The sequence below is a fragment of the Streptomyces curacoi genome, from assembly GCF_001513975.1.
In the GTDB taxonomy this organism is placed as follows: Bacteria; Actinomycetota; Actinomycetes; order Streptomycetales; family Streptomycetaceae; genus Streptomyces; species Streptomyces curacoi.
In genome coordinates, this window is record NZ_KQ947993.1 from 152,315 (window position 1) to 165,979 (window position 13,665).

At 72.4% G+C, this 13,665-nt stretch carries 13 protein-coding genes; 7 read left to right on the plus strand and 6 right to left on the minus strand.

What is annotated here, in order from left to right:
- Positions 1–38 precede the first annotated feature (38 nt).
- On the plus strand, positions 39–176 hold the full coding sequence (locus tag AQI70_RS38795; protein WP_167358925.1) for a hypothetical protein: 138 nt from the start codon (positions 39–41) through the stop codon (positions 174–176).
- 3 nt (positions 177–179) lie between these two features.
- Here AQI70_RS38795 and AQI70_RS30590 read toward each other — a convergent pair whose 3' ends face one another.
- From AQI70_RS30590 to AQI70_RS30605, 4 genes are read right to left on the minus strand one after another with little or no spacing between them, the layout of a single operon-like run.
- On the minus strand, positions 180–1,385 hold the full coding sequence (locus AQI70_RS30590) for a sensor histidine kinase (protein WP_062155701.1): 1,206 nt from the start codon (positions 1,383–1,385) through the stop codon (positions 180–182).
- Positions 1,382–3,094 carry a sodium/solute symporter gene (locus AQI70_RS30595; protein ID WP_062155702.1) on the minus strand — a complete coding sequence of 571 codons (1,713 nt, stop codon included), beginning with the start codon at positions 3,092–3,094 and terminating at the stop codon, positions 1,382–1,384. The genes AQI70_RS30590 and AQI70_RS30595 overlap by 4 nt, the downstream gene beginning before the upstream one ends.
- A 37-nt stretch (positions 3,095–3,131) precedes the next feature.
- Complete coding sequence (locus AQI70_RS30600) at positions 3,132–3,491, minus strand: hypothetical protein (protein WP_062155703.1); 360 nt, start codon at positions 3,489–3,491, stop codon at positions 3,132–3,134.
- 2 nt (positions 3,492–3,493) lie between these two features.
- Positions 3,494–4,246 (minus strand): LytR/AlgR family response regulator transcription factor, encoded by a 753-nt coding sequence (locus AQI70_RS30605; protein ID WP_062155704.1) that lies wholly within the window; start codon positions 4,244–4,246, stop codon positions 3,494–3,496.
- 89 nt (positions 4,247–4,335) lie between these two features.
- Here AQI70_RS30605 and AQI70_RS30610 point away from each other — a divergent pair, with 89 nt between their 5' ends.
- From AQI70_RS30610 to AQI70_RS30635, 6 genes are all read left to right on the plus strand, one after another.
- Positions 4,336–4,863 carry an Lrp/AsnC family transcriptional regulator gene (locus AQI70_RS30610; protein WP_004002967.1) on the plus strand — a complete coding sequence of 176 codons (528 nt, stop codon included), beginning with the start codon at positions 4,336–4,338 and terminating at the stop codon, positions 4,861–4,863.
- A gap of 123 nt (positions 4,864–4,986) precedes the next feature.
- Positions 4,987–5,799 carry a dimethylargininase gene (gene ddaH / locus AQI70_RS30615; RefSeq protein WP_037890637.1) on the plus strand — a complete coding sequence of 271 codons (813 nt, stop codon included), beginning with the start codon at positions 4,987–4,989 and terminating at the stop codon, positions 5,797–5,799.
- Complete coding sequence (gene rocD, locus AQI70_RS30620; RefSeq protein ID WP_062155705.1) at positions 5,796–7,013, plus strand: ornithine--oxo-acid transaminase; 1,218 nt, start codon at positions 5,796–5,798, stop codon at positions 7,011–7,013. Before ddaH ends, rocD begins: the two co-directional genes overlap by 4 nt.
- Positions 7,014–7,311: 298 nt before the next feature.
- Positions 7,312–9,771, plus strand: coding sequence for a SpoIIE family protein phosphatase (locus tag AQI70_RS30625; RefSeq protein WP_062155706.1), 2,460 nt, complete (start codon positions 7,312–7,314; stop codon positions 9,769–9,771).
- A gap of 113 nt (positions 9,772–9,884) precedes the next feature.
- On the plus strand, positions 9,885–11,117 hold the full coding sequence (locus tag AQI70_RS30630; RefSeq protein ID WP_062155707.1) for a PP2C family protein-serine/threonine phosphatase: 1,233 nt from the start codon (positions 9,885–9,887) through the stop codon (positions 11,115–11,117).
- Between the two features lie 321 nt (positions 11,118–11,438).
- Positions 11,439–12,161 (plus strand): lysophospholipid acyltransferase family protein, encoded by a 723-nt coding sequence (locus AQI70_RS30635; protein ID WP_062155708.1) that lies wholly within the window; start codon positions 11,439–11,441, stop codon positions 12,159–12,161.
- A 39-nt stretch (positions 12,162–12,200) separates the two neighbouring features.
- Here AQI70_RS30635 and AQI70_RS30640 read toward each other — a convergent pair whose 3' ends face one another.
- Together AQI70_RS30640 and ureG are read right to left on the minus strand one after the other, a co-directional pair.
- Complete coding sequence (locus AQI70_RS30640; protein WP_167358926.1) at positions 12,201–12,962, minus strand: urease accessory protein UreD; 762 nt, start codon at positions 12,960–12,962, stop codon at positions 12,201–12,203.
- Positions 12,959–13,636: an urease accessory protein UreG gene (gene ureG / locus AQI70_RS30645; RefSeq protein ID WP_062155710.1), complete on the minus strand. Its 678-nt coding sequence runs from the start codon at positions 13,634–13,636 to the stop codon at positions 12,959–12,961. Before ureG ends, AQI70_RS30640 begins: the two co-directional genes overlap by 4 nt.
- Positions 13,637–13,665 lie beyond the last annotated feature (29 nt).

The window sequence follows — 13,665 nt, forward strand, 5'->3', positions numbered from 1 at the left end:
TTGCGATGCCCGGTTCTACGGACGGTTCTACGAAGGCGATGGGGGTGGTCACCGTCGGCGGCCTCGTCGTGGTGACGGCCTACACGGTGGCGCTCGGGAGCAACGGCTGGCTGTGGTTCGGGTGGGTGGTGCTGGGGCTGATCACGCTGGGGATGGTCGTCAGCCGCAGCACCTGAGCCTCACCCCCGGGCGAGCCGCCCCGCGGAGTGCACCCCCGGCTGGTACTTCGGCAGCCGGGCGGTGATCTTCATCCCGGCTCCCGGCGCGGTCTCGATGACGAGGCCGTAGTCGTCTCCGTAGACCTGACGGAGCCGGTCGTCGACGTTCGACAGCCCGATACCGCCCGATGGGCTGACCTCGCCGGCGAGGATGCGGCGCAGCAGGACGGGGTCCATTCCGGCGCCGTCGTCCTCGATGACGACGAGGGCCTCGGCGCCGGCGTCCTGCGCGGTGATCTGGATGCGGCATTTGTCGGCCTTGCCCTCCAGGCCGTGCTTGACGGCGTTCTCGACGAGCGGCTGCAGGCACAGGAAGGGCAGGGCGACCGGCAGCACCTCCGGGGCGATCTGGAGGGTGACGGAGAGGCGGTCGCCGAAGCGTGCCCGCACCAGCGCCAGGTAGTGGTCGATGGCGTGGAGTTCGTCGGCGAGGGTGGTGAAGTCGCCGTGCCTGCGGAACGAGTAGCGGGTGAAGTCGGCGAACTCCAGGAGCAGTTCGCGGGCGCGCTCGGGGTCGGTGCGCACGAAGCTCGCGATCACCGCGAGCGAGTTGAAGATGAAGTGCGGGGAGATCTGCGCCCGCAGGGCCTTGATCTCGGCCTCGATCAGGCGGGTGCGGGACTGGTCGAGGTCGGCCAGCTCCAGCTGCACGGAGACCCAGCGGGCCACCTCGCCCGCCGCCCGCACGAGCACCGCCGACTCCCGGGGCGCGCAGGCGACGAGCGCGCCGTGCACCCGGTCGTCCACGGTGAGCGGGGCGACGACCGCCCAGCGCACCGGGCAGTCGGGGGTGTCGCAGGTGAGCGGGAAGGCCTCGCCGCGGCCCGACTCCAGGGGGCCGGCGAGGAGTTCCATGATCTCCGTACGGTGGTGGCCGCCGACCCCGTCCCAGACGAGGACCTGCTTCTCGTCGGTCAGGCACAGCGCGTCGGTGCCGAGGAGTGAGCGCAGTCTGCGGGCCGACTTGCGGGCGGTCTCCTCGGTGAGGCCGGCGCGCAGCGGGGGTGCGGCGAGGGACGCGGTGTGCAGGGTCTCGAAGGTGGCGTGCTCGACGGGCGTGCCGAGTCCGCCGAGGTTCTCGGTGCGGGCCGTGCGCCGGCCGAGCCAGAAGCCTGCGGCGAGCAGCGGGAGGATCGCCACACAGAGTCCGGCGATGAATCCGCTCATGCCTTCACCTCCGCCCGCAGGTCCTCCGGCAGATGGAACCGCGCCAGGATCGCTGCCGTCCCGGCCGGCACCCGGCCCGGGGTGGCCAGGGACACCAGCACCATGGTGAGGAAGCCAAGCGGCACCGACCAGAGCGCGGGCCAGGCGAGCAGCGCGTGCAGTGCCCCGGCGCCGGGGAAACCGGCCATGGTCGCGGCGACGGCGAGCAGCGCGGAGCCGCCGCCCACCAGCATCCCGGCGGCCGCGCCGGGCGGGGTCAGCCGCCGCCACCAGATGCCGAGGACGAGCAGCGGGCAGAAGGAGGACGCCGACACGGCGAAGGCGAGGCCCACCGCGTCGGCGACCGGCAGCCCGCCGACCAGGACACTCGCGGCGAGCGGGACGGCCATGGCGAGGACGGTGCCGAGCCGGAAGTGCCGTACGCCCCGGGACGGGAGCACGTCCTGGGTGAGCACGCCCGCCACGGCCATGGTCAGGCCGGAGGCGGTGGACAGGAACGCGGCGAAGGCGCCCCCGGCGATCAGTGCGCCGAGCAGGTCGCCGCCGAGGCCGCCGATCACGCGGTCGGGCAGGAGCAGGACGGCGGCGTCCGCGTCGCCGCTGAGGGTGAGTTCGGGGGCGTAGAGGCGGCCGAGGGCACCGTAGACCGGTGGCAGCAGGTAGAAGGCGCCGATCAGGCCGAGGACGGCGACGGTGGTGCGGCGGGCGGCGACGCCGTGCGGGCTGGTGTAGAAGCGGACGACCACGTGCGGCAGGCCCATGGTGCCGAGGAAGGTGGCGAGGATCAGTCCGTACGTGGCGTACAGCGGGCGTTCGCCGCGGCTCTCGGCCTGCGAGGGCGACAGGTCGCCGCCCGCTCCGCGGTCGCGTTCGGGGACGTCGCCGCCCTTGGCGAAGGTGAGGCGGGTGCCGTCCTCGACGCGGTGGGTGCCGGCGGGGAGCCGGAGCCGGTCGTTGTCGTGGGCACGGCCGTCGATCGTGCCGCTGACGGTGACGGTCAGCGGTCGGTCGAGTGTGAGGTCCAGGGTGTCGTCGACGCGGACGACACTGCGTTCGCGGAAGGTCGCCGGTTCGTCGAAGGCGCGGCTGGGGGCGCCGTCGCCCTGCCAGGCGAGGATCAGGAAGAGGGCGGGGACCAGCAGGGCGGTGAGTTTGAGCCAGTACTGGAAGGCCTGCACGAAGGTGATGCTGCGCATGCCGCCGGCGGCGACGATGGCGACCACGACGACCGCGACGATCAGCCCGCCGAGCGAGTCGGGCGCGCCCGTCAGCACGGTCAGGGTCAGCCCGGCGCCCTGGAGCTGGGGCAGCAGATACAGCCAGCCGGTGCCGACGACGAAGGCGCCCGCGAGCCGCCGCACCGCCTGGGAGGAGAGCCGTGCCTCGGCGAAGTCGGGGAGGGTGTAGGCGCCGGAGCGGCGCAGCGGGGCCGCGACGAACAGCAGCAGGACCAGGTATCCGGCGGTGTAGCCGACCGGGTACCAGAGCATCTCCGGGCCCTGGACGAGGACCAGGCCCGCGATGCCGAGGAAGGAGGCGGCGGAGAGGTACTCGCCGCTGATGGCGGCCGCGTTGAGGCGGGGGCCGACGGTGCGGGAGGCGACGTAGAAGTCGGAGGTGGTGCGGGAGATGCGCAGACCGAAGGCGCCGACGAGGACGGTCGCCAGGACGACGAGGGCGACGGCGGGGACGGCGTAGCTGGAGTTCACGGCCGCATCGGTTCTCTCGGGCTCGGTCGGTTCTGGCTCAGCGGTCTTCGACGAGCCGTACGAAGTCGCGTTCGTTGCGTTCCGCGCGGCGTACGAACCAGCGGGCCAGCAGCACGAGCGGGGCGTACAGGCCGAAGCCGAGGACCGCCCATTCCAGGTGGCGGGCGTGCGGCATCGCGGCGAAGAGCAGCGGCAGGGGGCCGACGAGCAGGCCGAGGACGGCGAGGACGGCGAGGGCGGTGCGCAGCTGGGTGCGCATCAGGGAGCGGACGTAGGTGTGGCCGAGGGTGGTCTGCTCGTCGATCTCGGTGCGCGGCCGGTAGTAGCCCGAGACCCGGCGGGTGCGCCGGGGCGGGCCGGTGACGACGACGCGGCGCTCCGCGGGGTTCTGGGGCATCGTCACGGCCTCCTCATGAGCAGGTCCCGCAGCTCGCGCGCGTGCCGGCGGCTGACCTGGAGTTCCTCGGCGCCGACCATGACGCTGACGGTGCCGGCGTCCAGGCGCAGCTCGCCGATGTGGCGCAGGGCGACGAGATGGCGGCGGTGGATGCGGACGAAGCCGCGGGAGCGCCAGCGCTCCTCCAGGGTGGACAGGGGGATGCGGACGAGGTGGCTGCCCTTGTCGGTGTGCAGGCGGGCGTAGTCGCCCTGGGCCTCGACGTGGGTGATGTCGTCGACGGAGACGAAGCGGGTCACGCCGCCGAGCTCGACGGGTATGTGGTCGGGGTCGGGCTCGCTCACGGGTATGCGGGGGGCCGCGGTGTCCCTGAGCTCGGCGGCGCGGCGGACGGCCTCCGCCAAGCGCTCCTTGCGGACGGGCTTGAGGACGTAGTCGACGGCCTTGAGGTCGAAGGCCTGGACGGCGAAGTCCTCGTGGGCGGTGACGAACACGACGAGCGGCGGGCTGGCGAAGCCCGTGAGCAGCCGGGCCAGGTCGAGGCCGTCGAGGCCGGGCATGTTGATGTCGAGGAAGACGACGTCGATCGCCTCCGGCCCGCCGGGGCCCGACTCCAGGGCGCGGTTGATCCGGCGCAGCGCCTCGGTCGCGTCACCGGCGCCCTCCGCGCTGCCGATGCGGGGGTCCGCGTTCAGCAGGTAGAGCAGCTCCTCCAGCGAGGGGCGTTCGTCGTCGACAGCCAGGGCGCGCAGCATGAACCCGGAGTGTAGGAGTAATTCGCACGCTTGGACATGTGCTCCGGGTGGGCGTTCTCGCTGGGTGGCGGGCCGCTTACAGTGCCCTCATGAACAGCGGCGCGGCATCGTTCGACGAACTCGACCGGAAGATCATCACCGCCCTCATGGCGAACGCCAGGACGAGCTTCGCGGAGATCGGCACGAGCGTCGGGCTGTCCGCGACGGCGGTCAAGCGGCGCGTGGACCGGCTGCGCGACACGGGAGTGATCACCGGGTTCACGGCCACGGTCAAGCCGTCGGCGCTGGGCTGGCGGACGGAGGCGTACGTCGAGGTGTACTGCGAGGGCGCGGCCCCGCCGCGGCGGCTCGCGGAGGTGGTCCGCAACCATCCGGAGATCACCGCGGCGATGACGGTGACCGGCGGCGCGGACGCGCTGCTGCATGTGCGGGCGCGGGACGTGGAGCACTTCGAGGAGGTGCTGGAGCGCATCCGCGTCGAGCCGTTCATCCGCAAGACGATCAGTGTGATGGTGCTGTCCCATCTCATCCCGGAGAGCCCGGAGGCGGGAGCCACCCAGGCCGTTCCGGAGGAGAACACCGGGTCTTCCTGGGGTGACGCAGCAGTCGTGCGCTGACCTGGCGAAAGACGCAGCATTCCTGCGTGGACACGCAATTCCTGTTTCTTGTCGGGCGTCGGCGTCCGTTTCTACCTTTGTGTCAATCCTCATCGACACCGCAGGAAACGGAGGGACCCCTCTGTGCCCGAAACGCGTGTGCCGCGCCGGCGGCGCTTCCTGGTCTGTGAACCCAGACACTTCGCCGTGCAGTACGCGATCAATCCCTGGATGCATCCCGACGTCCGGGTGGACGTCGATCTGGCCCAGGAGCAGTGGCAGTCGCTGATCAGCGCCTACCGTTCGCATGGTCACGCGGTGGACGCCGTGGACCCGGTCCCCGGCCTCCCCGACATGGTCTTCGCCGCCAACTCGGCGGTCGTCGTCGACGGCCGCGTCTTCGGCTCCCTCTTCCACGCGCCCGAGCGCCGTCCCGAGTCCGAGCACTACGACACATGGTTCAAGTCGGCGGGCTACGACGTCCACCGCCCGGAGTCCGTCTGCGAGGGCGAGGGCGATCTGGTCTGGACGGGCCGCTATGTGCTCGCCGGCACCGGATTCCGTACGACCCGTGAGGCGCACCGCGAGGCGCAGGAGTTCTTCGGCCACCCGGTGATCAGCCTGACGCTGGTGGATCCGTACTTCTACCACCTGGACACGGCTCTGTTCGTGCTGGACGACGACAACATCGTCTACTACCCGGAGGCCTTCTCGCCCGGCAGCCGCGAGGTGCTCGCGCGGCTGTACCCGGACGCGGTGCTCGCCACCCGCGACGACGCGGAGGCGTTCGGCCTGAACTCCGTGTCCGACGGCCGCCATGTCTTCATCGCGCCGCAGGCCGAGGCCCTCGCCGTCCGCCTGGACGAGCGCGGCTATGTCCCCGTCCCCGTCGACCTGTCGGAGTTCCACAAGGCCGGCGGCGGCATCAAGTGCTGCACCCAGGAGATCCGCTCATGAGCGCCCCCGCGCAGACCCGTTCGTCCGCCGATCTGATCCGCGCCGAGGAGCCGGTCCTGGCGCACAACTACCATCCGCTGCCCGTGGTCGTCGCCCGCGCCGAGGGCACCTGGGTGGAGGACGTCGAGGGCCGCCGCTACCTCGACATGCTGGCCGGTTACTCGGCCCTGAACTTCGGCCACCGCCACCCGGCGCTGATCGAGGCGGCCCACCGCCAGCTGGACCGCCTGACCCTGACCTCCCGCGCCTTCCACAACGACCGTCTCGCCGAGTTCGCCCAGCGGCTGGCGGAGCTGACGTGCCTGGACATGGTGCTGCCGATGAACACGGGCGCCGAGGCGGTCGAGTCCGGCATCAAGGTGGCCCGCAAGTGGGCGTACGAGGTGAAGGGCGTCCCGGCCGACCGGGCGACGATCGTGGTGGCGGCGGAGAACTTCCACGGCCGTACGACGACGATCGTGTCGTTCTCCACGGACGAGACCGCACGGCAGGGCTTCGGCCCCTTCACACCGGGCTTCCGGATCGTGCCGTACAACGACCTGGCGGCGCTGGAGGCGGCGGTCGACGAGACGACGGCGGCGGTGCTGCTGGAGCCCATCCAGGGCGAGGCGGGGGTGGTCGTCCCGGACGAGGGCTACCTGGCCGGCGTACGGGAACTGACCCGCCGCAAGGGCTGCCTGTTCATCGCCGACGAGATCCAGTCGGGCCTCGGCCGCACGGGCCGCACCCTCGCCGTCGAGCACGAGTCGGTCGTCCCGGACGTGCTCTTGCTGGGCAAGGCGCTGGGCGGCGGCATCGTGCCGGTGTCGGCGGTGGTGGCCCGCCGGGAAGTGCTCGGCGTCCTGCGGCCGGGTGAGCACGGCTCGACGTTCGGCGGCAACCCGCTGGCCGCCGCGGTCGGCACGGCGGTGGTCGAACTCCTGGAGACGGGCGAGTACCAGCGCCGGGCCACCGAGCTGGGCGTGGTCCTGCGCGGCGGCCTTGCGGCGCTGGTCGGCAAGGGCGTGCTCGGCTTCCGCGCGCGGGGCCTGTGGGCGGGCGTCGACATCGACCCGGCGGTGGGCACGGGCCGGGAGATCGGCGAACGGCTCCTTCGCGAGGGGGTCCTGGTGAAGGACACCCACGGCTCCACGATCCGCCTGGCACCGCCTCTGACGATCACCTCGGAGGAGCTGGAGGGGGCACTCGGGGCGCTGGAGAAGGTACTGGCGTAACAGCGCCGCCCGGCACGGCGGCCCGGCTCCCGAACCGTCGGGGGCCGGGCTGCCGACGTTCCGGCGGACGACCAAGCCGCTGATCAGCCCGCGGGACGCGAAGCCACGGTTCACCGTCCACAGCCACACCCCGGGTCCCCGACCACGCCCAACCACCCCGTACTCCCCCACCTCCTCGCCCCGACGTGCCCCCAGCTCCCCCCACACGCCCGGCCCCCGCAAAGAGGCGGCGTTGCCCGGAAGGGTGAAGATGGGGACAAGAGGTGGTAGACCGCTCTCAGCGACAGAGAGGTCGGCCGTGGGCACTTACGAGGAGCAGGGCGTTGCCCGGCAGTGGTTCGACGTGGCGGACGCCGCGCCTCTGCTGCTCGACGCGCGGGGTCTGGTGACGGGGTGGACCAGGGAAGCGCAGCGGCTGCTGGTCTACCCGGCCTCCGAGGCGGTGGGCAGGAACGTCGCCGAACTGCTGACCGCCGAGGACGCGGGGCGGGTGCCGGAGCTGATGGAGCGGTGCCGCAGGGAGGGCGGCTGGGCGGGGCTGCTCACGGCCCGGCGCAGGGGCGGGGTGCGCGTCGGGCTCATGGTGCGGATCACGTCGGCCCTCGACACGCAGGGCCCTTCCCGGTGGCTGGTGCTGCTGTCCGAGCTCGCGGAGTCACCCGGCTGGGACATGAGCCGTGACGTACTGGAGCAGATGGTCGCCCGCTCTCCCGTCGGCATAGCCATCGTCGACACGAATCTGCGGTATGTCTGGTCGAACGCGGCCCTCGCCCAGTTCGGCGGCGGCCCGCCGAGCCGGCGGCTCGGTCTGCGGCTCGCGGACATCCAGCCCGGTCTGGACGCCGAGTCCATCGAGGCGCAGATGCGCCATGTGCTGGTCACCGGCGAACCGATCGTCGGCTACGAGCACGTGGGCCGGGCACGTTCCGCCCCGCTCCGCGAGACCGCGCACATGATGTCGTTCACCCGGCTCGACGACGGCCACGGCCACCCCATGGGCGTGTACTACACGGTGGAGGACATCTCCGACCGGCACCGCGCCCGGCAGCGCCTGGCCCTGCTCGACCGGGCGGGCGAGCGCATCGGCCGCACGCTCGACATCACGTGCACCGCCCAGGAGCTGGCGGACGTGGCCGTGCCGGGACTCGCCGACCTCGTCACCGTGGATCTGCTGGAGTCGGTGCTGCGCGGCGGGGAGCCCGCGCCCGGCCCGCTGAGCGACACGGATCCGGTGCCGCTGCGCCGTGCGGGGCATCGCTCGGTGACCGCGAAGGTGCCGGAGGCCGTCGTCGGCATCGGCGAGTTGGTCACCTATCCGGCGGGATCGCCGCCGATCCGCTGTCTGCGAACGGCCCGGTCCTGGCGGGAGGAGAAACTCGATCCCCTCGGCGAGGCATGGGCCGATCACGCGCGCGGCGGCCGGGCCGCCATCTTCCTCGAACTGGGCCTGCACAGCGTGATGATCGTGCCGATCCGCGCGCGGGGCGTCACCCTGGGCGTCACGACCTTCTTCCGGCGCCACCGCCAGGAGCCCTTCGAGGAGGACGACCTGAACCTGGCCGAGGACCTCGTCTCCCGGGCGGCCGTCTGTGTCGACAACGCCCGGCGCTACACCCGTGAGCGGGACGCGGCGCTGGTCCTGCAGCGCAGCCTGCTGCCGCACCGGCTGCCCGAGCAGCAAGCGGTGGAGGTGTCCGCCTGCTACCGGCCGGCCGACGAGCTTACCGGCCTCGGCGGCGACTGGTACGACGTGATCCCGCTGTCGGGCGCCCGCGTCGCCCTGGTGGTGGGCGAGGTGCCCGGGCACGGCATCGACGCCGCCGCGGCGATGGGGCGGCTGCGGACCGCCGTACGGACGCTGGCCGCGCTGGATCTGCCGCCCGAAGAGGTGCTGGCCCACCTGGACGACGTGGTCGCACGGTCGGCCCGCGAGGAGGGCATCGAGCCGGGCGGAGCGGAGGACGACAGCACCCAGCCCGTCGGGTCCGGGTGCGTGTACGTCGTCTACGACCCGGTCGACGGGCAGTGCACGATGGCGGCCGCGGGCCATCCGGCGCCCGCGGTCGTGCTGCCCGACGGCACGGTCAGCTTCGTCGACCTTCCGCAGGGAGCGCCGCTCGGAGTGGGCGGCCCCCCGTTCGAGTCGGTCGAGCTGGCCCTTGCGGCGGGCAGCACGCTCGCCCTGCACACCGACGGGCTGCTGGCACACGGGGACGACTGGGCCGTGGACGCCGACCGGGACCGGCTGCGGGGGGCCCTGGAGCGGCGCGGCACCGCCCTGGACCTGACCTGCCGGGCCGTCGTCGACGCCCTGGTCCCGGACCGGCCGCACGACGACGTGGCCCTGCTGATGGCCCGTACCCGGATCCTCGGCGCCGACCAGGTCGCCGACTGGGACCTGCCCGCCGACCCGGCGGTCGTCGCCGACGCCCGTAAGGTGGCCGCCCGGCAGCTGGCGGACTGGGGTCTGGAGGAACTGGCCTTCACGACGGAGCTGGTCGTCAGCGAGCTGGTCACCAACGCGATCCGGTACGCCACCGGCCCCATCCGGCTCCGTCTGATCAGGGAGCGGGCGCTGATCTGCGAGGTCTTCGACGGCGGCGCCACCGCCCCGCATCTGCGCCATCCCCGCACCACCGACGAGGGCGGGCGCGGGCTGCTGCTGGTGTCCCAGCTCACCCAGCGGTGGGGCACGCGCTTCGTCCCCGAGGGGAAGATCATCTGGGCCCAGCAGTCCCTCACGGATCCGTCCCCCTGATCTGCCGTATCGGCCCAGATGCAGTACATCGGCGCATATGCCGCACACCGTGGGAAACTGGTCAGGTTCCGGGGGCCGAGGCGGGAGCCGCGTTCGGGGGTGAGGCAGGAGCCATGAAAGAGACGGCGATCGACTACGAGGCGGTGTTCCAGGCGCTGCCCGGCATGGTGGCGCTGCTGACGCCGGAGCTGGTCTACGCCGACGCCAACGAGGACTTCCAGCGCCTGTCCGGGCGCACCCGCGAACAGCTGGTGGGCCAGTACATCTTCGACATCTTCCCGGACAACCCCAACGATCCCGCCGCCTCCGGCATGCGCGACGTCCGGGCGTCGATGCTGCGTGTGGTGACCAGCGGGGAGCGCGACACGATGGCGCTGCAGCGCTACGACATCGAGGACCCCATGCGCCCCGGCCACTGGGAGGAGCGGTACTGGAGCCCGATCAACGCGCCCGTCCGCGGCCCGGACGGCAAGGTGGCCTTCATCCTGCACCGGGTGGAGGAGGTCACCGAGCTCGTCCGCCTGCGCGGCGGCTCGGGCGGCGACAGCCGGGCGCGGGTCCTGGAGGCCGAGCTGTACACGCGCGCCCGCGAGCTGCAGGAGCTCAACGAACGGCTGCGCCAGGCCCACGCCCGTGAGCGCGAGGTGGCCCTCGCCCTGCAGGAGGCGATGCTGCCCGCCCGCCGCCAGGTGGGCAACCACCGGGCCGCGGTGCGCTACCGGCCCGCCGTCGGCGCGCTGAACGTGTGCGGCGACTGGTACGACCTGGTCGACCTGGTGGGCGGCAACCGCATCGGGGTGTCCGTGGGCGACGTGGTCGGCCACGGCCTGGAGGCCGCCGGGGTCATGGGCCAGCTGCGCAGCGCCCTCAGCGCCACCTCCCGGGTGGCGGACGGCCCGGCCGAGGCGCTGAACGTCCTGGGGCGGTACGCCCATGTGGTCGACGGCGCCGAGTCGGCCACCGCGGTCACCACGTTCATCGACTTCGACGCCCGCACCATCACCTACAGCAGCGCGGGCCATCCGCCGCCCGCGCTGGTGCACTCCGACGGCCGCGTGGAGTTCCTCGACCAGGCCACCGACACACCGCTGGACGCCCGCCCCGACCCGCTCCCGAGACCCGAGGCCGTCACCACGTTCGTGGACGGCGCCACGCTCGTGCTGTACACGGACGGCCTGATCGAGCGCCGCCGCGAGGACATCGACACCGGCCTGTCCCGTCTCGCCGACTCGCTCTCCCGGCACCGCACGGCGGACCCCGAGCGCCTCGCCGACGCCGTGCTGTTGGAGCTGCTGCCGCCGGGCGGCGCCACCGACGACACCGCGCTGATCGTCGTACGGCTGTGAACGAGCAGAGGGAGCGCCGCCTTGGCAAGGGTGGGACGCCTGCCACCCGGCGATCGCGATCACGCCAAACCACGCCGTCGGGTTGCCGCGCGCCCGCCGACGCCACCAGGCTGGTCCGGCGGTCCTCCCCATCCGCACGCGACGCCGTCCGCCAGCATCCTGACGCCCCGTCAGGACAATCTGCGCCGGCCGGCGTCAGTCCGATCCGGCCAGGTTCCGGCCGGTCAGCCCTGCGCCTAGACTGGCAGCCCCACGGCACGCCGGTTGACCTGCCACAGCACGGCGGTTGGAGCTGATCCGCCGGAGTGAGGAGCGACCCCCTTGTTCTACTACGTACTGAAATACGTGTTGTTGGGACCCCTGCTGAGACTGGTCTTCCGGCCCCGAATAGAAGGCCTTGAGCACGTACCGGCAACGGGTGCGGCCATCGTCGCCGGCAACCACCTGTCGTTCTCGGACCACTTCCTGATGCCCGCGATACTCAAGCGGCGCATCACCTTCCTCGCCAAGAAGGAGTACTTCACGGGCCCCGGCATCAGGGGCCGCCTGACCGCGGCCTTCTTCCGCAGCGCCGGGCAGATCCCGGTCGACCGCACCGGCAAGGAGGCGGGCCAGGCCGCGATCCGCGAGGGGCTCGGGGTCCTCGGCAAGGACGAACTCCTCGGCATCTACCCGGAGGGCACCCGCTCGCACGACGGCCGGCTCTACAAGGGCAAGGTCGGGGTCGCGGTGATGGCGCTCAAGGCCCAGGTCCCGGTCATCCCCTGCGCGATGATCGGCACGTTCGAGGCGCAGCCGCCGGGCAAGGTCATCCCGAACATCCACCCGGTGAAGATCCGCTTCGGCGAGCCGCTCGACTTCTCCCGTTACGCCGGCATGGAGAACGAGAAGGCGATCCTGCGCGCCGTGACCGACGAGATCATGTACGCGATCCTGGCGCTGTCCGAGCAGGAGTACGTCGACCAGTACGCGGCCGTCGTCAAGGCGGAGGAGGCCGCCGCCAAGGAGAGGGAGCGCAAGTTCCCGCGGCTGCCCATCAGTTGACGCGCCGTTGACGCGGTCCTTCCCTCGGCTCAGCGGCACTCAGCCGAGGGAACGGAGCGCCTCGTCGAGCAGCCTGCGCAGCCGCAGCGCGTCCGCCGCCACGGCGCTCACCAGAGCGGCGGGCCCGGCGAGGGGCAGCACGGCGGCGTTCTCGCCCAGGGGCCGAGCCGTCACCGGAACGTCCGCGAACTCGGGCCGTACGACGACGAGTTGCCCGACGGCACGAGATCCGCCGAGCCCTGCGGGCCCGTCCCAGCCACCCGGCGCACCGGGCCCGCAGGCCAGCTCCTGATCGAGGACGACCCGTCCCGCGACACACACCCGGAGCCGGCTGCCGAGCCGACCGGGCTCCTCCCCCACCCGCCCGAGCACCTGCTCCTCACGCAGCACGAGCCGCCCCGTCGCACCGACGTCCACCCGAGTCGTGACGTACAGGTCACTGCCCCGGGCGGAGATCAACTGCTCGGGCAGCCAGTGCAGTTCGCCCCCGTCGGCGACGGAGAGCCGTACATCGTAACGGGCCTCGCCCTTGCTCTGCCCCGGCAGTGCGATGGTGGCGGCGGCCGACCCGACACGCAGCCGGGCGCCGGCCTCCACATCGGCCTCGACGCTGAAGTGATCACCACCGAGCGGCCCGCTCATCGCACCGACGAGCACGACCCGCGCCTCGGCGCCGCTCCCCCGGGTCCGCCTCGGCGCGAGCGGTCCGTCACCATCGAGCACCGGCAGCGACGTACCACCCCGCCCGTCGTCCCGGGCGACGATCCGGGCGACGGCCCGTACCCCGCCGGCCACGGTCATGCCGTCCACGCCGCGAGCCGCGCCCGCACCCAGTCGGCGACGTCCTTCACTCCGGTCCCGCCCCTGAGCGACTGGAACACCACCGGCAGTTCGGCCCGCTGCGCCTTGGCGTCCGCGGCCATCCGGCCGAGGTCGGAGCCGACGTACGGCGCGAGGTCGGTCTTGTTGACGACGAGCAGATCGGCGGTGGTCACGCCGGGCCCGCCCTTGCGCGGGATGTCGTCACCCCCGGCGACGTCGATCACGAAGATCTGCGCGTCGACGAGCCCCTTGGAGAAGGTGGCCGTGAGGTTGTCCCCGCCGGACTCGACGAGGATCAGATCGAGGGGGCCGACCTCGTCCTCCAGATCCTCGACGGCTTCGAGGTTCGCGGAGATGTCGTCCCGGATGGCGGTGTGCGGACAGGCCCCGGTCTCCACGGCCGTGATCCGCTCGGGCGGCAGCACGGCCTCCCGCAGCAGGAACTCGGCGTCCTCGCGCGTGTAAATGTCGTTGGTGACGACGGCGAGGGACAGCTCGTCGCGCAGGGCACGGCAGAGCGCGGCAACGGTCGCGGTCTTACCGGACCCTACGGGCCCTCCGAGACCGATGCGCAGGGCACGCCGCGTTCCGTCGGGACGGTGAGCGTCGGCACTGACGGCGGAGGGGCCGTGGTGGGAGTGGTCGAGGTGCATGGGGCGGCTCCTTTCATATGTGGGCCGAG